The following is a 16,642-nucleotide window of genomic DNA, read 5'->3' on the forward strand; positions in this document are numbered from 1 at the left end:
ATCAGTGACCCATTCCCAGTCCGCCGTCAACGGGGATGACGGCTCCAGTGATGTACGAGGCGTCCTCCGAGGCGAGGAACCGCACCGCCGCGGCGATCTCCTCCACCTGCGCGTACCGGGCGAGCGGCACCTGCGCGAGGATCTTCGTCTGCTGCTCCTCGGTGAGCTCCCGGGTCATGTCGGTGTCGACGAAACCGGGCGCGACGACGTTGAAGGTGATGTTGCGCGAGCCCAGCTCACGGGCGAGGGAGCGCGCGAAGCCGACCAGCGCGGCCTTGGAGGCGGCGTAGTTCGCCTGCCCCGCGGAGCCGAGGAGCCCGACCACCGACGAGATGAGCACGACACGGCCCTTCTTGGCCCGCAGCATGCCGCGGTTGGCGCGCTTGACGACGCGGAAGGTGCCGGTGAGGTTGGTGTCGATGACGGAGGTGAAGTCCTCTTCGGACATCCGCATCAGGAGCTGGTCCTTGGTGATGCCGGCGTTGGCGACCAGGACCTCGACGGGACCGTGGGTCTCCTCGATCTCCTTGTAGGCCTGCTCCACCTGCTCGCTGTCGGTGATGTCGCACTTGACGGCGAGGAAACCCTCGGGGGGCTCACCCGAGCGGTACGTGATCGCGACCTTGTCGCCGGCGTCGGCGAAAGCGCGGGCGATGGCGAGGCCGATGCCCCGGTTGCCTCCGGTGACGAGAACCGAGCGGCTCAACGGATCACCCTTTCGATAGCGGCTGGTACCCGCCCGAACACCCGGTTGACGGGCGGCGTTGACAGGCGGCTTCCTCGAAAACCTATCGGTCCCCACCCCTGCGCAAAGACTCGGGCACCCACAGTGGCTTACGGGGCTGACTGTCGGGTCCCTACAGAAGGGGCCCGGGTTCCCGCCCTCCGTGCCGGACGTGAATCCATTGGCCCGGCCCGGTGCCGACGCCCCATGATTCACTGCGGGACAAGCATGTCCCGCTCACCATGACTCAAGGGAGGCCGTTCGTGGCCCACGAGGTCGATCAGTCATTCCTTGCACTTCCCCTGCGCGCCCTCGCGGACGCCGCCCTCGCCCGCGCGCGTGCGCTCGGTGCCGAGCACGCGGACTTCCGCCTGGAGCGGGTGCGAGGCGCCGCCTGGCGCCTCAGGGACGCCAAGCCCGCCGGGTCCTCGGACACCACCGACCTCGGGTACGCGGTGCGCGTGGTGCACGGCGGTACGTGGGGCTTCGCGTCCGGTGTGGACCTCACCATGGACGCCGCCGCCAAGGTGGCGTCCCAGGCGGTGGCGATGGCAAAGCTGTCCGCGCAGGTCATCAAGGCGGCGGGGTCGGACGAGCGGGTGGAGCTCGCCGACGAGCCCGTGCACGCCGACCGGACGTGGGTCTCGTCGTACGAGGTCGACCCCTTCACCGTGCCCGACGCGGAGAAGTCGGCCCTGCTGGCCGACTGGAGCGCGCGGCTGCTGGCGGCCGACGGGGTCGACCACGTCGACGCCTCGCTGCTCACCGTGCACGAGAACAAGTTCTACGCCGACACCGCCGGGACCGTGACCACGCAGCAGCGGGTGCGGCTGCACCCGGTGCTCACCGCCGTTTCGGTGGACGGCTCCAGCGGCGAGTTCGACTCCATGCGCACCCTCGCGCCGCCCGCCGGTCGCGGCTGGGAGTACCTGACCGGCACCGGCTGGGACTGGGACGCCGAACTGGCCGAGATCCCGGAGCTGCTGGCCGAGAAGATGCGGGCGCCGAGCGTCGAGGCGGGCCTGTACGACCTGGTCGTCGACCCGTCCAACCTCTGGCTGACCATCCACGAGTCCATCGGACACGCCACCGAGCTCGACCGCGCCCTCGGCTACGAGGCCGCCTACGCCGGCACCTCCTTCGCCACCTTCGACCAGCTCGGCAAGCTGCGTTACGGCTCCGAGCTGATGAACGTCACCGGCGACCGCACCGCCGAGCACGGCCTGGCGACCATCGGGTACGACGACGAGGGCGTCGAGGGGCAGTCCTGGGACCTGGTGAAGGACGGCACGCTCGTCGGCTACCAGCTCGACCGGCGGATCGCGAAGCTCACCGGGTTCGAGCGGTCCAACGGGTGCGCCTACGCCGACTCCCCCGCGCACGTACCCGTGCAGCGCATGGCCAACGTGTCGCTGCGGCCGGATCCCGGCGGGCTGTCCACCGAGGACCTGATCGGGGGCGTGGAGCGCGGGATCTACGTCGTCGGTGACCGGTCCTGGTCCATCGACATGCAGCGCTACAACTTCCAGTTCACCGGGCAGCGGTTCTTCCGGATCGAGAACGGGCGGCTCGCCGGTCAGCTGCGGGACGTGGCCTACCAGGCGACGACCACCGATTTCTGGGGGTCCATGGCGGCCGTCGGCGGCCCTCAGACGTACGTCCTGGGCGGTGCCTTCAACTGCGGCAAGGCCCAGCCGGGGCAGGTCGCGGCCGTGTCGCACGGCTGCCCGTCCGCCCTCTTCAAGGGAGTCAACATCCTCAACACCACCCAGGAGGCCGGTCGATGAGCGCGCTCACGAGCAAGCCGCACGAGATCGTCGAGCGGGCGCTGGAGCTGTCCCGGGCGGACGGATGCGTCGTCATCGCCGACGAGGAGTCCACCGCCAACCTGCGCTGGGCGGGCAACGCCCTCACCACCAACGGCGTCACGCGCGGGCGCACCCTCACCGTCGTCGCCACCGTGGACGGGCGGGAGGGCACGGCCTCCGGGGTCGTGTCGCGCTCGGCGGTGACCGTGGACGAGCTCGAGCCCCTGGTGCGCGCCGCCGAGGCCGCCGCACGCGGCGCCGGACCGGCCGAGGACGCGCAGCCGCTGGTCACGGGCGTGCCCTCCTCGCCCGACTTCACCGACGCGCCCGCCGAGACCTCGTCGGCCGTGTTCGCCGACTTCGCGCCGGCCCTCGGTGAGGCGTTCGCCCGCGCGCGGGCGGGCGGCCGGGAGCTGTACGGCTTCGCCAACCACGAGCTGACGTCGACGTACGTGGGTACGTCGACGGGGCTGCGGCTGCGGCACGACCAGCCGAACGGCACGCTGGAGCTGAACGCCAAGTCGCCGGACCGCACCCGGTCGGCGTGGGCGGGACGCTCCACACGGGACTTCAAGGACGTCGACCCGGCGGCGCTCGACGCCGAGCTGGCCGTACGGCTCGGCTGGGCCGAGCGGCGGGTGGAGCTGCCCGCGGGCCGGTACGAGACGCTGCTGCCGCCGACCGCGGTCGCGGACCTGCTGATCTACCAGTTCTGGTCGGCGTCGGGGCGGGACGCGGCCGAGGGGCGCACGGTGTTCTCGAAGCCGGGCGGCGGCACGCGCGTCGGCGAGCGGCTCGGCGAGCTGCCGCTGACCCTGCGCAGCGATCCGCACGAGCCGGGCCTGGAGTGCGCGCCCTTCGTGGTCGCGCACTCCTCGGGCGGCGACCAGTCGGTGTTCGACAACGGGCTGCCGGTGGCGGCGACCGACTGGATCCGCGCGGGCGAGCTGCACCGGCTGACGACCACCCGGCACAGCGCCGGGCTGACCGGGCTGCCGGTGGCGCCCGCGATCGGCAACCTGGTCCTGGACGGCGGCACCGACCGCTCCCTGGAGGAGATGGTCGCGTCCACCGGGCGCGGGCTGCTGCTGACCTGCCTCTGGTACATCCGTGAGGTCGACCCGGCGACGCTGCTGCTGACCGGGCTCACCCGGGACGGCGTCTATCTCGTCGAGAACGGCGAGGTCGTCGGCGAGGTGAACAACTTCCGGTTCAACGAGTCGCCGGTGGATCTGCTGGGCCGGGCCGCGGAGGCCGGGCGCACGGAGAAGACGCTGCCCAGGGAGTGGGGCGACTGGTTCACCAGGGCCGCGATGCCGGCGCTGCGCGTCCCCGATTTCAATATGAGCTCTGTCAGCCAGGGCGTATAACCTCGTAGGCGGCTGTCACCCGACTGCCGAAGATCATGATCATGTAGGAGACACGAGAACCGTGACGGACATCGTCGACGAGCTGAAGTGGCGTGGGCTGTTCGCCCAGTCCACCGACGAGGACGCCTTGCGCAAGGCGCTCGCGGACGGTCCCGTCACGTTCTATTGCGGTTTCGACCCGACCGCGCCGTCCCTGCACGTGGGGCACCTGGTGCAGGTGCTCACCGTGCGCCGGCTCCAGCAGGCCGGTCACCGGCCGCTGGCGCTGGTCGGCGGCGCGACGGGCCAGATCGGCGACCCGCGGCCGACCGCCGAGCGCACGCTGAACCCGCCGGAGACCGTCGCGGGCTGGGTGGAGCGGCTGCGCGGCCAGATCGAGCCGTTCCTGTCCTTCGAGGGTGAGAACGCGGCCCTGATGGTCAACAACCTCGACTGGACCGAGGGCCTGTCGGCGATCGAGTTCCTGCGGGACATCGGCAAGCACTTCCGGGTCAACAAGATGCTGACCAAGGACTCCGTCGCCCGCCGCCTGGAGTCCTCCGAGGGCATCAGCTACACGGAGTTCAGCTACCAGCTCCTCCAGGCGATGGACTTCCTCCAGCTCTACCGGAGGTACGGCTGCACCCTCCAGGGCGGCGGCAGCGACCAGTGGGGCAACCTCACGGCCGGTCTCGACCTGCTGCACCGCCTGGAGCCGGACGCGACCGTCCACGCGTACGCGACGCCGCTGATGACCAAGGCGGACGGCACCAAGTTCGGCAAGACCGAGGGCGGCGCCGTCTGGCTGGACCCGGAGATGACCACGCCGTACGCGTTCTACCAGTTCTGGCTGAACGCGGACGACCGGGACATCTCGAAGTACATGCGCATCCTGTCCTTCCGCTCCCGCGAGGAGCTGGAGGAGCTGGAGCGGCAGACCGAGGAGCGGCCGCAGGCCCGGGCCGCGCAGCGCGCGCTGGCCGAGGAGCTGACGACGCTGGTGCACGGCGCCGACCAGACGGCCGCCGTGATCGCCGCGTCCAAGGCCCTCTTCGGCCAGGGCGACCTGGCGGAGCTCGACGAGCGGACGCTGGCCGCGGCCCTCTCCGAGCTGCCGCACGTCGAGGTCGCCGAGCCGGCTCCGGTCGTCGACCTGTTCGCCGAGGTCGGCCTGGTCGCCAGCAAGTCCGCCGCGCGCCGCACGGTCAAGGAGGGCGGCGCCTACGTGAACAACGCCAAGGTCACCGGCGAGGACGCCGTGCCAGCCCGGGAGGACCTGCTGCACGGGCGCTGGCTGGTGCTGCGCCGCGGCAAGAAGAACCTGGCCGCGGTGGAGGTCACCGGCGCCTGAGCGTGCCTACGGCCCTCGCCCCGGCGGGGTGCGGGAGGGGCGGTTTCCGCTGCCCTGCGGCTTGCCGGAGGCCGCCCCTTCCCCCGTCGTGCGGGGACCGTGCGGGGCGTCAGGCCCGTTCACGCCGCTTGTTGCCCCGCACCGCCATGTAGATCGCGTCGCCCACGGCGACGATGACGATCGCGGCCACCAGCTGGAAGACGTGCCGCCACCAGTCGATGCCGGAGGTCGCGTCCACGCCGGCCGCCCGCGCGATCGCGTTGCCCGCGATGGCGCCGAGCATGCCGAAGATGGTGGTCAGCCACAGGGGGCTGTGCTGCTTCCCGGGAATGATCGCCTTGGCTATCAGACCGAGCACGAATCCGACGATGATCGCCCACAACCAGCCCATGCCTGCCTCCTCATACGGCTCTACGCGAGCATTTCCGCCAGTCTTCGGCCGTACCGCGTACGGCGCATGCCGGGTACGGCCGAACGGGGTACCGGACTACGGAGCGCGGCGCATGCCGGGTGCGCGGTCCCGGGGTGCCCCGGTCTCGTAAGCGGCGCAGGTGCGGCGTAACGTGAGAGCTGTCCGGGACCGGTGTCCCCGAGCGGCCGCGGACGGGAGCGGGGCGGGGAGAGTCCGATGCGGGCGGATGGTGGAACCAGATGCGGAAGCAGAGTGCCGGCGGCAGTGCCGAGGTGTTCCGGATCACCGGAGCCCGGACGGGCCTCCAGGAGGACGTGCGCGGGCGGCAGCGCCGCTACATCATCTCGATGTCGGTCCGTACGGTGTCGGTGGTCCTCGCGGCCTGTCTCTGGAACGTGGAACGGCACGTCGCGATCGTGGCCCTGGTCCTCGGGGTGGTCCTGCCGTACATCGCGGTCGTGATCGCGAACGCCGGGCGTGAGAACGCGCCATCGTTGCCGTCGACGTTCGTGACGGCGCCGACGCCGCCGATGATCATGCCGCCGCGTGCCGACGACGGCTCGGCGGAATCCGTCCCGGAGGACGCCGTGCCCGGTCCGGCGGCGGGCACGGCGGGTGAGCCGCGCGGCCGGACGTGACCGCGGGACGCTCCCGGAGGCGAACGTCGATTCCGCGCCAGACCGAAGAAATGCTCAGATGAATCGTGTTGTTCCGGTGCCGGGTCATGGGTGACCCGTGACATACTTCGTACTCGCTCCGCATCCCCCGTCGGAGCGACGGACCGACGCCGGGCAGCTCCCCCCGTGGCTGCTCGGCGTCGCCTTTTTCATGCAGGTTCCGTGGTTGTGACGCGGTCGCTCCCGCGGTTGGTCCCCCGGTTGTTCCGTAGTTGTTTCCGGTAGTTGTGAGACGAAGCTGTGAGTGACGAAACCACCCCGATCTGCTCCGCCAAGGGCTGCCGCGCCGCCGCCGGGTGGGTGCTGGCATGGAACAACCCGAAGATCCACACGCCGGAGCGCCGCAAGACGTGGATCGCGTGCGACGAGCACCGGGAGCATCTGTCCCGGTTCCTCGACGTGCGGGGCTTCCTGAAGGACGTGGTCCCGCTGGCCGACTGGGAAGCCTCCGCCGGTCCGCAGGAACTGCCGTGAGCCCGTCCTAGGAGCCCGTCCTAGCCTCCGATCGCCGACATCGGCCGGTCGGGCTGGACGAAGGCCGGGTCGTCGAGGCCGGCGCCGGCCTTCTTGCCCCACATGGCCAGTCGCCAGATGCGGGCGATCTCCTCGTCGGGGGCGTCGGAGCGCAGGGCGGCGCGCAGGTCGGTCTCCTCGCGGGCGAAGAGACAGGTGCGCACCTGGCCGTCGGCGGTCAGGCGGGTGCGGTCGCAGGCCGAGCAGAACGGGCGGGTGACGGAGGCGATGACGCCGACGCGGTGCGGGCCGCCGTCCACGAGCCAGCGCTCGGCGGGGGCCGAGCCGCGCTCCTCGGAGCCCTCGGCGGTCAGCTCGAAACGGGTGCGCAGGGAGGCGAGGATGTCACCGGCGGTGATCATGCCTTCGCGCTTCCAGCCGTGCTGGGCGTCCAGCGGCATCTGCTCGATGAAGCGCAGCTCGTAGTCGTGCTCGACGGCCCAGGCCAGCAGGTCGGGGGCCTCGTCGTCATTGAGCCCCGGCATCAGGACCGAGTTCACCTTGACCGGCGTCAGCCCGGCCTCGCGGGCGGCTGCCAGGCCCTCCAGGACGTCCTTGTGGCGGTCCCGGCGGGTGAGGGTCTTGAAGACGTCCGGGCGCAGGGTGTCCAGCGAGACGTTGACCCGGTCCAGGCCCGCGGCCTTCAGGGCCGGTGCCGTGCGGCGCAGGCCGATGCCGTTGGTGGTGAGGGACATCCGGGGGCGCGGCTCCAGGGCGGCGACGCGCTCGACGATGCCGGCCAGGCCGGGGCGCAGCAGGGGCTCGCCGCCGGTGAAGCGGACCTCCTCGATACCGAGGGAGGTGACGGCGATGCCGATGAGGCGGACGATCTCGTCGTCCGTGAGCAGGTCGGGCTTGGCCAGCCACTGCAGGCCCTCTTCGGGCATGCAGTAGGTGCAGCGCAGGTTGCAGCGGTCGGTCAGCGAGACCCTCAGGTCGGTGGCCACTCGGCCGTAGGTGTCGATGAGCACGTGGGCCCCCTCCCTCGACGCGGATCGGCGGAGCCCTTCCACTTCTCTCCTCCGACATCTGCGAGCCTACGTGACCGGTCCGACATCGACAGCGGCCCGGATCCCACGACGTGCGACGCGGCCGCGTCGTAGAGATCTACGACGCGGCCGCGTCCGCGGTGGCCCGGTGCGGGCCCGTGCGTGGCTCAGTGCGCTCCGGTGCCGGTCAGGGACCGGACCTCCAGCTCCGCGTACTTCGCCTCGTTGGCCTTCTCCTTGGACAGGATCGTGCCGAGCCAGCCCATGAGGAAGCCGAACGGGATGGAGATGATGCCCGGGTTCTTCAGCGGGAACCAGGCGAAGTCGACGTCCGGGAACATGGCCTTCGGGTCGCCGGAGACCACGGGCGAGAACAGCACCAGGCCGACGGCGACGATCAGACCGCCGTAGATCGACCACAGGGCGCCCTGGGTGGTGAACCGCTTCCAGAACAGGCTGTAGAGGATCGTCGGCAGGTTCGCGGAGGCGGCGACCGCGAAGGCCAGGGCGACCAGGCCGGCCACGTTCAGGTCGCGGGCGAGGGCGCCGAGCGCGATGGAGACGATGCCGATGAAGACGGTGGCCCAGCGGGCCGCCCGCATCTCCTCCTTCTCGGTGGCCTGGCCCTTGCGGATGACGTTGGCGTAGATGTCGTGCGCGAAGGACGAGGACGAGGCGAGGGTGAGGCCGGCGACCACGGCGAGGATGGTCGCGAACGCCACCGCGGAGATCGTGGCGAGCAGGATCGCGCCCCACGCCGAGTCGACGCCGCCCACGTGCAGGGCGAGCAGCGGTGCGGCCGTGTTGCCGGACGGGTTGGACTCGATGATCTCCTTCGGCCCGATGAGCGCGGCGGCGCCGAAGCCGAGCGCGATGGTCATCAGGTAGAAGGCGCCGATGATGCCGATGGCCCAGTTCACGGACTTACGGGCGGCCTTGGCGTTGGGCACCGTGTAGAAGCGGATCAGGATGTGCGGCAGGCCGGCCGTGCCGAGCACCAGGGCGATGCCCAGGGAGATGAAGTCGAGCTTGGTGGTGCCGCTGGCGCCGTACTGGAGGCCGGGCTCCAGGAAGGCGGCGCCCTTGCCGCTGTTCTCGGCGGCGGTGCCGAGCAGGTCGGAGATGTTGAAGTTGAACTTCAGCAGCACCAGGAAGGTGATCAGGATGGTGCCACCGATCAGCAGCACGGCCTTGACCATCTGGACCCAGGTGGTGCCCTTCATGCCGCCGATGGAGACGTACACGATCATCAGCAGGCCGACGAGGGCGACGATGAGGATCTTGCCCGCGTCGGAGGTGATGCCGAGCAGCAGGGAGACGAGGATGCCCGCGCCCGCCATCTGGGCCAGCAGGTAGAAGATCGACACGACGATCGTGGAGGTGCCGGCGGCGGTGCGCACGGGGCGCTGGCGCATGCGGTACGCGAGGACGTCGCCCATCGTGTAGCGGCCGGAGTTCCGCAGCGGCTCGGCCACCAGGAGCAGGGCGACCAGCCAGGCGACCAGGAAGCCGATGGAGTAGAGGAAGCCGTCGTAGCCGAAGAGGGCGATGGCGCCGGCGATGCCGAGGAAGGAAGCGGCGGACATGTAGTCGCCGGAGACGGCGAGGCCGTTCTGGAAGGCGCTGAACGACCGGCCGCCCGCGTAGAAGTCGGCGGCGTCCTTGGTCTGGCGGCCCGCCCAGACGGTGATGCCGAGCGTCGCGACGACGAAGAGCGCGAAGAGCGTGATGATGAGCGGCCGGTGCTCGCTGGCCTCGTTGGCGGCGAGTTCGGCGGCGAGAACGGTCTGTGCGGGGCTCATGCGCCGCCCTCCATCCGGGACTTGATGGCCTCGGCCTTGGGGTCGAGCTTCGCGGCGGCGTACCGCGAGTACCACCAGGCGATGAGGAACGTGGTGACGAACTGGGCGATACCGAAGACGAAGGCGACGTTGATGTTGCCGAACAGCTTGGTGCCCATGAAGCCGCCGGCGTAGTTCGACAGCAGCACGTACAGCAGGTACCAGGCGACGAAGGCGATCGTCAGCGGGAAGGCGAAGGAGCGGAAGGAGCGGCGCAGTTCGGCGAACTCAGCGCTCTGCTGCACTTCGGAGAACTCCTCGGCGGAGGGAAGTGGGCGTTCCTCTTTCGAGGGGGGTGGTGCGTCGGTGGCCACGGAGTCTCCTCGTACGACGGACATGACGGCTTGGACCTCGGTGTTTCACAGGGGCCTGATCGTGCTCGGGCTCCCTGTCCAACGACACGGCGCCCCACGGGGACCGGTTCAACACCCGGAGCACTTTCCGAAGTCATCCGTGGCGGGTCATTGCTGGCCAGGGACTGCGGGGGATAACTTCGCCCTGCACCACTCCGTCATGTACCTGCCCGAGCACCACCTGTGTCTCGGGCCGGTTTCGTTTCCGGATGATGTGGAGACCCCATGGATCATCTGTCTTCGCCGCGTTCGTCGCGGTCCTCGCGTTCCAGACGGCGACTCGCCCTCGCCGTACCCGTCGTCCTGTCGCTGACCGCGTCGCTCGGCTTCCTGCCGGCGGCCGCCTCGGCCGCCCCGCAGGCGGACACCGCCGCACAGGCCGCGCGGGCCGACCGGTCCGGGGACGCGCCCGGCCTGGCGTACGTCGTCAACACGAGGACGGACCACCGCACGATCGCGTCGGTGAAGCGCGCGATAGCCGAGGCCGACGGCAGCGTCGTGGCGACGTACCAGAAGATAGGCGTGATCGTCGTCCACTCGGCGAACCCCGACTTCGGTGAGCGGATACGGAAGGCGCGCGGGGTGCAGTCGGCGGGCGCGACCCGCACCGCGCCGCTGACCGCCGCCGGGACGACGGACCAGGGCGCCGCCCAGGTGCTCACCGACGAGCAGGCCGCGAGGACCTCGAAGGCGTCCGAGGCCGCGGGGGCCGGCGAGCCGCTGGAAGCGGACCAGTGGGACCTGCGCGCGATAGGCGCCGACAAGGCGGCGAAGATCAACCCGGGCAGTTCCCGGGTCACCGTCGCCGTGATCGACACCGGCGTCGACGACACCCACCCCGACCTCGCCCCGAACTTCTCCGCCTCGCAGTCCGCCAACTGCGTGGGCGGCAAGGCGGACACCAGCGAGGGCGCCTGGCGGCCGTACACCGCCGACGACTACCACGGCACCCACGTGGCCGGTGAGATAGCCGCCGCCCGCAACGGCATCGGCGTCGCCGGTGTCGCGCCGGGCGTGAAGGTCTCCAGCATCAAGGTGAGCGACCCGGACAACGGGCTCTTCTACCCCGAGAACGTCGTGTGCGCGTTCATGTTCGCCGCCGACCACGGCGTCGAGATCACGAACAACAGCTACTACGTGGACCCCTGGCTGTACAACTGCATGGACGACCCCGACCAGCGCGCGATCGTCGACGCGGTCAACCGGGCCCAGTTGTACGCCCAGCGCAAGGGCACCCTGCACCTCGCCTCCGCGGGCAACTCCAACCACGACCTGGACGCGGACGCGATCGTCGACGACTCCAGCCCGAACGACACCACTCCGGTGACGCGGACCATCGACCCGCACGAGTGCTTCGACGTGCCGACCCAGCTGCCGGGCATCGTGACGGTCAGCGCGACGGGCGTCGACAAGGAGAAGTCGTACTACTCCACGTACGGCAACGGTGTCGTCGACATCGCGGCGCCGGGCGGTGACGCGCGCTACCAGATCCCGGACACGCCGTCGAAGAACGGCCGCATCCTGTCGACCATGCCGAACAACGAGTACGCCTGGCTCCAGGGCACCTCGATGGCCTCGCCGCACGCCGCGGGCGTCGCCGCGCTGCTGAAGTCGAAGCACCCGTGGGCGTCCCCGGCGCAGTTGCAGTGGCTGCTGAAGGCCCAGGCGGACAACCCCGGCTGCCCGGCCTCCTACGACCAGGACGGCGACGGCACGCAGGACGCCACGTGCGAGGGCGGCAAGCGGGTCAACGGCTTCTACGGCTTCGGCATCGTCAACGCGCTGCGCGCGGTGAAGTGATCCGCCCGTCCGGCTCCGCAGGCCTGCTCCCGTGTCCCCGTCACGCTCACGAAGTCCCTCGAAACAACTGGAGACATCGCACATGACAGCGCACCACCCGCGTCACCGCCGCGCCCTCGCGATCCCGGCCGGCATGGCCGTGGCCGCGTCCCTCGCGTTCCTGCCGGGCGTCCCGGCCTCCGCCGCGGAGAGCGCTCAGGCCTCTCCCGCGGTCGCGGCCGGCACGTCGTCGTCCCTCAGCCACGTCGTCAACGTCCGTCCCGGGCACGGCCCCTCGGCGCACGTGAAGCGGGCGATAGCCAAGGCCGGCGGCACGATCGTGACGTCGTACGACCGGATCGGCGTGATCGTCGTCCACTCCGCGAACCCGGACTTCGCCAAGACCATCCGCAAGGTGCGCGGCGTGCAGTCGGCCGGTGCCACCCGCACGGCGCCGCTGCCCTCGGCCGCCACGACCGACACGGGCGCGCCGAAGGTGCTCAGCAGCCAGGAGATCGCCGCGGCCGAGGCCGTCGAGGGGCAGGACCCGCTGCAGCCCCTCCAGTGGGACCTGCCCGCCATCAAGGCGGACAAGGCGCACGAGAAGTCGCTGGGCAGCGAGAAGGTGACCGTCGCCGTCATCGACACCGGCGTCGACGACACCCACCCGGACATCGCCCCGAACTTCGACCGGGACGCCTCCGTCAACTGCGTCTCCGGCAAGCCGGACACCAGCGACGGCGCCTGGCGGCCGAGCGCGGCGGAGAGCCCGCACGGCACGCACGTGGCGGGGGAGATAGCCGCCGCCAAGAACGGCGTCGGCATGACCGGGGTGGCGCCCGGGGTGAAGGTCTCCGGCATCAAGGTGTCCAACCCGGACGGCTTCTTCTACACCGAGGCCGTGGTCTGCGGCTTCATGTGGGCGGCCGAGCACGACGTCGACGTGACCAACAACAGCTACTACACCGACCCCTGGTACTTCAACTGCAAGGACGACCCGGACCAGAAGGCGCTCCTGGAGGCCGTCACCCGCGCCTCGCGGTACGCGGAGCGCAAGGGCACGGTCAACGTCGCCGCGGCCGGCAACGAGAACTACGACCTCGCGGCCGACGAGATCACCGACCCGTCCTCCCCGAACGACACCACGCCCGGCGACCGGGTGGTCGACCCGTCCGAGTGCCTCGACATCCCGACCCAGCTGCCCGGCGTCGTGACGGTCGCCTCGACCGGCGCGAAGGGTCTCAAGTCGTCCTTCTCCAACCACGGTCTCGGTGTCGTCGACATCGCCGCGCCCGGCGGTGACTCGACGGCGTACCAGACGCCGGCACCGCCCGCCACCAGCGGTCTGATCCTGGGCACGCTGCCCGGCGGCAGGTGGGGCTACATGGCCGGTACGTCGATGGCGTCGCCGCACGTCGCGGGTGTCGCCGCCCTGATCAAGTCGACGCACCCGTACGCCTCCCCGGCCATGGTGAAGGCCCTGCTGTACGCGCAGGCCGACGCCACGCCGTGCACCAAGCCGTACGACATCGACGGCGACGGCAAGGTCGACGCGGTGTGCGAGGGCTCGAAGAACCGCAACGGCTTCTACGGCTGGGGCACGGCCGACGCGCTGGACGCGGTGACCCGGTAACCGGCACGCGCGCGTGGAGCGGGCCGGGGGCAGCCTCCCGGCCCGCTTCCCGCTTCCGGCGTCCGGCGTCCGGCGTCCGGCGTCCGGCGTCCGGCGTCCGGCATGATGCGCGCCGTGCGCGTTCACGAGGAATACGAGACCTGGATGCCCGAACCGGTCCGGCCGCGGTGGCAGTCGGCACTGCGGTTCGCCGCGACCCTGGTGTTCTTCCCGCTGCTGTGCGCGGTGTGGCCGGCCGTCGCCGCCGTGCTCTTCGTGGTGGGTCTGTTCACCGACCTGATCACCGCGGTCGGCGAGGGCTTCGGGGACGGCTGCATGAGGTTCGTGGACGACACCCTGGGCGCGATCGCGCGGCTGGGCTCCTGGTGCGTGACCTGGCCGGAGCCGCGGCACGAGGGCGACACCGAGTACTACAGGGCGCGCGTCGGCAGGAAGGTCGCCCACTGGACCACCCGCGCGACGGACCCGGAGGGCGGGACATCCCCCGTGGAATGCGGGATACCGCGTCGCGACCACCGTGGTGTGGGCGGGCGGTACGTCGCCGAAGCGGCCCTCGCCCAGGGGTGGGAGCTGCGGCCCACGGACGTGCGCCGGAAGGTGCGGCTGGCGTGGCCGGCCGCCCCTGGTGCTGCCGGAGCCGACCCCGCACAGTACCTCCCATGAGAGGTGTCGAGCAGGTGTGGTCGGCGTTGGGCGGCGATCCCGCGCTGGTGTCCCGGGTGTCGGAGGTCGTACGCCGTGGGGCGCTCGGCGCGCGGCTTCCGGTGCGGGAGTCGGCGAGGGCGTGTGTCGGCGCGTGTGCGCTGGCCGCCGCCGAGCTGGGGGCGCGGCGGGCCGGCCTCGGGGAGGTGCCCGGGGTGCGGGTGGACGACGGGGCCGTCGCCGCGGCCTTCACCAGTGAGCGGCATCTGCGGGTCGGCGGGCGGGAGCCGGTGTCGTTCGCGCCGCTGTCGCGGCTGTGGCGGACGGCCGACGGGTGGGTGCGCACGCACGCGAACTATCCGCATCACCGGGAGCGGCTGCTCGGCGCGCTGGGCGTGCCCGAGGACGTGGCCGCGGTGGGGTCGGTGCTCGCCGGGCGGTCCGCGTGGGAGGTCCAGGAGACCGTGTACGCGGCCGGCGGGCTGGCCGTCGCGCTGCGGACGCCCGAGCAGTGGGCGGCGTCCGGGCAGGGCGGGGCCGTGGCGCGGCTGCCGCTGGTGGAACGGGGACGGCTGGACGCGTCGCCCGCGCGCGCGTGCCCGTCGCCGGTCCCCGCGTCGTCCCCGCCGTCTCCCCTGCTGCCCGCCGCCGGGCTGCGTGTCCTGGACCTGACCCGGGTCGTCGCGGGGCCGGTCGCCACCCGCACGCTCGCCCTGCTCGGTGCGGACGTGCTGCGCGTGGACCCGCCGGGGCTGCCGGAACTGTCCGACCAGCATGCCGACACCGGCTTCGGGAAGCGGTCCACGACGCTGGACCTGTCGCGCGGTCACGGTCACGGGACGTTCGAGGAACTGCTCGGCGCGGCCGACGTCGTCGTCACCGGGTACCGGCCGGGTGCGCTGGACCGGTTCGGGCTGTCCCCCGAGGCGCTCGCCGCGCGCAGGCCGGGGCTGGTCGTGGCGCAGTTGTCGGCGTGGGGCGCCCGCGGGCCGTGGGCCGGGCGGCGCGGCTTCGACAGCCTGGTGCAGGTGGCCACCGGGATCGCCGCGGTGGAGGGGACCTCCGAGCGGCCGGGCGCGCTGCCCGCGCAGGCCCTCGACCACGGCACCGGGTACCTGCTGGCGGCCGGGGTGCTGCGGGCGCTGACCGAGCGGTCGTACGAGGGCGGCAGCCGGTACGTCCGGGTGGCGCTGGCGCGGACCGCTTGCTGGCTGACGGACGGGATCCGGCCGGATGCCGCGGACGGTGCCGGCGACGCGGCGTACCCGGGTCCGGGGCCCTGGCTCGCCGAACGGGACAGCCCACTGGGGCGGTTGCGGTACGCCCTGCCGCCGGTGTCCTTCACGGGCGGCCCGGCCGATTGGGCCCGGCCGCCGGGGCCGTGCGGCGCGGACACCGCGCGGTGGGTGTGACGCGTTCGTCATCCCTTCCCGGCCTCCCCGAACCGTACGGCGGCCGAAAACGTCCTCATGTACGGAATGCCGGAGCGCCAGTTGTTTTCCGGAACTTGCCCGGCTCTGGGGGAGCTGGTGAAGATCTCGAGGTGACCTTGACAAGACCTCCGTCCAGGACCGCCGGTACCGGACGGCACACGCGGCCCTCCGGTACCGGCCGGACCGTGGCCGTGCTCGTGCTGGTGGTGCTGGCCGCCCTGATACCCGTCCTCGGCCCGTCGCCCGCCCTGCACGGCACCGGGGAGGACGCGGCGCCCGGCACCGGCGGCATAGCACTGCTGCGCACGGTGCTCTTCGCCGCGCTGAGCGTGCCGGTCGGCGAGCTCTTCGTGAACCGGCTGGCCCGGTCGCTCCCCGACGCTCCCGCTCAGCGGCCCCGCGGCTGGTCGCCGTACGCCGCCGCCGCCGGATTCGTCGCGGCACTCGGTCTGGCGTCGGTCGTGGCCACGGGCAATCTGGTGCCGGACAGCTTCGCCGACATCGACGTGGGCGGCCTCTACGAGTCCCGTGACGGCAAGCTCGCGCTCCTGGAGGTCAACGCGTTCCTCGCGGCCGGCCTGTGCGCCACCTCGCGCCGGCCGGGCCTCCAGGTCTGGCCGCTGGCCGCCGTGGTCGTCGCGGAGGCGCTGCGCGCGCACCCCACGACCGAGTACAGCCCGCTGATCGGCTCCGGTCTGACCCTCGTCCACCTGACGTGTGCGTCGCTGTGGGTGGGCGGTCTGCTGTACGCGCTGCGGACCCTGCGGCAGTGGCGGGGCGCCGAGGCGGGTCCGGCCCTGCTGGGTCTCTACGCGCGCGTGGCGGCCGTTCTGCTGGCGGCCATCACGGCGACCGGGGTGGGCAGTTCGCTGCGCCGGATGCCGCCGGGCACGATCGTGGACCAGCTGACGGACACGGCGTACGGGCGGGTCCTGCTCGCCAAGGTGATTCTCGTGGCCGCCGTCGCCGCCCTCGCACTGTGGGCCAGGATCCGGCTGAGCCGCGCGGCCGACCCCCTGACAGCCTGCTCCCCCGCGCGCGCGGAGGTCGTCGCCCTGGGCGTGGTGGTCGCGGTGTCCGGACTCCTGACGGCCCTTCCGGTACCGATCCGGTGGTGACCCGCGTCCGTGACCTGCCG

General features: G+C 71.7%; 15 protein-coding genes. 10 read left to right on the plus strand and 5 right to left on the minus strand.

Annotated features, from left to right (window positions below):
* Position 1: 1 nt before the first annotated feature.
* Positions 2-706, minus strand: coding sequence for a 3-oxoacyl-[acyl-carrier-protein] reductase (gene fabG, locus ACP4J0_RS16785; protein WP_426599480.1), 705 nt, complete (start codon positions 704-706; stop codon positions 2-4).
* A 281-nt stretch (positions 707-987) separates the two neighbouring features.
* Here fabG and ACP4J0_RS16790 point away from each other — a divergent pair, with 281 nt between their 5' ends.
* The 3 genes from ACP4J0_RS16790 to tyrS all read left to right on the plus strand — a co-directional run bounded on the left by ACP4J0_RS16790 (position 988) and on the right by tyrS (position 5,232).
* A complete protein-coding gene (locus ACP4J0_RS16790) occupies positions 988-2,511 on the plus strand; it encodes a TldD/PmbA family protein (protein WP_426599481.1) in 1,524 nt (507 codons plus the stop codon).
* On the plus strand, positions 2,508-3,902 hold the full coding sequence (locus tag ACP4J0_RS16795; RefSeq protein WP_426599482.1) for a metallopeptidase TldD-related protein: 1,395 nt from the start codon (positions 2,508-2,510) through the stop codon (positions 3,900-3,902). Before ACP4J0_RS16790 ends, ACP4J0_RS16795 begins: the two co-directional genes overlap by 4 nt.
* Positions 3,903-3,963: 61 nt before the next feature.
* Positions 3,964-5,232: a tyrosine--tRNA ligase gene (gene tyrS / locus ACP4J0_RS16800; RefSeq protein WP_426599483.1), complete on the plus strand. Its 1,269-nt coding sequence runs from the start codon at positions 3,964-3,966 to the stop codon at positions 5,230-5,232.
* Positions 5,233-5,341: 109 nt separating this feature from the next.
* Here the strand turns inward: tyrS and ACP4J0_RS16805 are convergent, their stop codons facing one another.
* The gene (locus ACP4J0_RS16805) at positions 5,342-5,623 is read right to left on the minus strand and encodes a GlsB/YeaQ/YmgE family stress response membrane protein (protein ID WP_361737914.1); all 282 of its coding nucleotides are present in this window, start codon (positions 5,621-5,623) and stop codon (positions 5,342-5,344) included.
* 260 nt (positions 5,624-5,883) lie between these two features.
* Between ACP4J0_RS16805 and ACP4J0_RS16810 the strand changes: the two genes are divergently transcribed.
* On the plus strand, positions 5,884-6,282 hold the full coding sequence (locus ACP4J0_RS16810; RefSeq protein WP_426599484.1) for a DUF3099 domain-containing protein: 399 nt from the start codon (positions 5,884-5,886) through the stop codon (positions 6,280-6,282).
* Between the two features lie 279 nt (positions 6,283-6,561).
* Positions 6,562-6,795: a hypothetical protein gene (locus tag ACP4J0_RS16815; protein WP_426599485.1), complete on the plus strand. Its 234-nt coding sequence runs from the start codon at positions 6,562-6,564 to the stop codon at positions 6,793-6,795.
* Positions 6,796-6,815: 20 nt separating this feature from the next.
* Here the strand turns inward: ACP4J0_RS16815 and moaA are convergent, their stop codons facing one another.
* From moaA to ACP4J0_RS16830, 3 genes are all read right to left on the minus strand, one after another.
* Positions 6,816-7,805: a GTP 3',8-cyclase MoaA gene (gene moaA, locus ACP4J0_RS16820; RefSeq protein WP_426599486.1), complete on the minus strand. Its 990-nt coding sequence runs from the start codon at positions 7,803-7,805 to the stop codon at positions 6,816-6,818.
* A gap of 185 nt (positions 7,806-7,990) precedes the next feature.
* Positions 7,991-9,625, minus strand: coding sequence for a solute symporter family protein (locus tag ACP4J0_RS16825; protein ID WP_426599487.1), 1,635 nt, complete (start codon positions 9,623-9,625; stop codon positions 7,991-7,993).
* Positions 9,622-9,978: a DUF485 domain-containing protein gene (locus ACP4J0_RS16830; RefSeq protein ID WP_375922535.1), complete on the minus strand. Its 357-nt coding sequence runs from the start codon at positions 9,976-9,978 to the stop codon at positions 9,622-9,624. The genes ACP4J0_RS16825 and ACP4J0_RS16830 overlap by 4 nt, the downstream gene beginning before the upstream one ends.
* Before the next feature lie 264 nt (positions 9,979-10,242).
* Between ACP4J0_RS16830 and ACP4J0_RS16835 the strand changes: the two genes are divergently transcribed.
* From ACP4J0_RS16835 to ACP4J0_RS16855, 5 genes are all read left to right on the plus strand, one after another.
* The gene (locus ACP4J0_RS16835) at positions 10,243-11,817 is read left to right on the plus strand and encodes a S8 family peptidase (RefSeq protein WP_426599488.1); all 1,575 of its coding nucleotides are present in this window, start codon (positions 10,243-10,245) and stop codon (positions 11,815-11,817) included.
* A gap of 82 nt (positions 11,818-11,899) precedes the next feature.
* Complete coding sequence (locus tag ACP4J0_RS16840) at positions 11,900-13,429, plus strand: S8 family peptidase (RefSeq protein WP_426599489.1); 1,530 nt, start codon at positions 11,900-11,902, stop codon at positions 13,427-13,429.
* Between the two features lie 105 nt (positions 13,430-13,534).
* Positions 13,535-14,092, plus strand: a complete 558-nt coding sequence (locus ACP4J0_RS16845) for a hypothetical protein (protein WP_426599585.1) — start codon at positions 13,535-13,537, stop codon at positions 14,090-14,092.
* The gene (locus ACP4J0_RS16850; RefSeq protein WP_426599490.1) at positions 14,089-15,483 is read left to right on the plus strand and encodes a CoA transferase; all 1,395 of its coding nucleotides are present in this window, start codon (positions 14,089-14,091) and stop codon (positions 15,481-15,483) included. The genes ACP4J0_RS16845 and ACP4J0_RS16850 overlap by 4 nt, the downstream gene beginning before the upstream one ends.
* 131 nt (positions 15,484-15,614) lie before the next feature.
* Entirely contained in the window at positions 15,615-16,622 is a 1,008-nt protein-coding gene (locus tag ACP4J0_RS16855; RefSeq protein WP_426599491.1) for a CopD family protein, read from the plus strand.
* Positions 16,623-16,642 lie beyond the last annotated feature (20 nt).

The sequence above is a fragment of the Streptomyces sp. WG7 genome (assembly GCF_049975785.1).
In the GTDB taxonomy this organism is placed as follows: domain Bacteria; phylum Actinomycetota; class Actinomycetes; order Streptomycetales; family Streptomycetaceae; genus Streptomyces.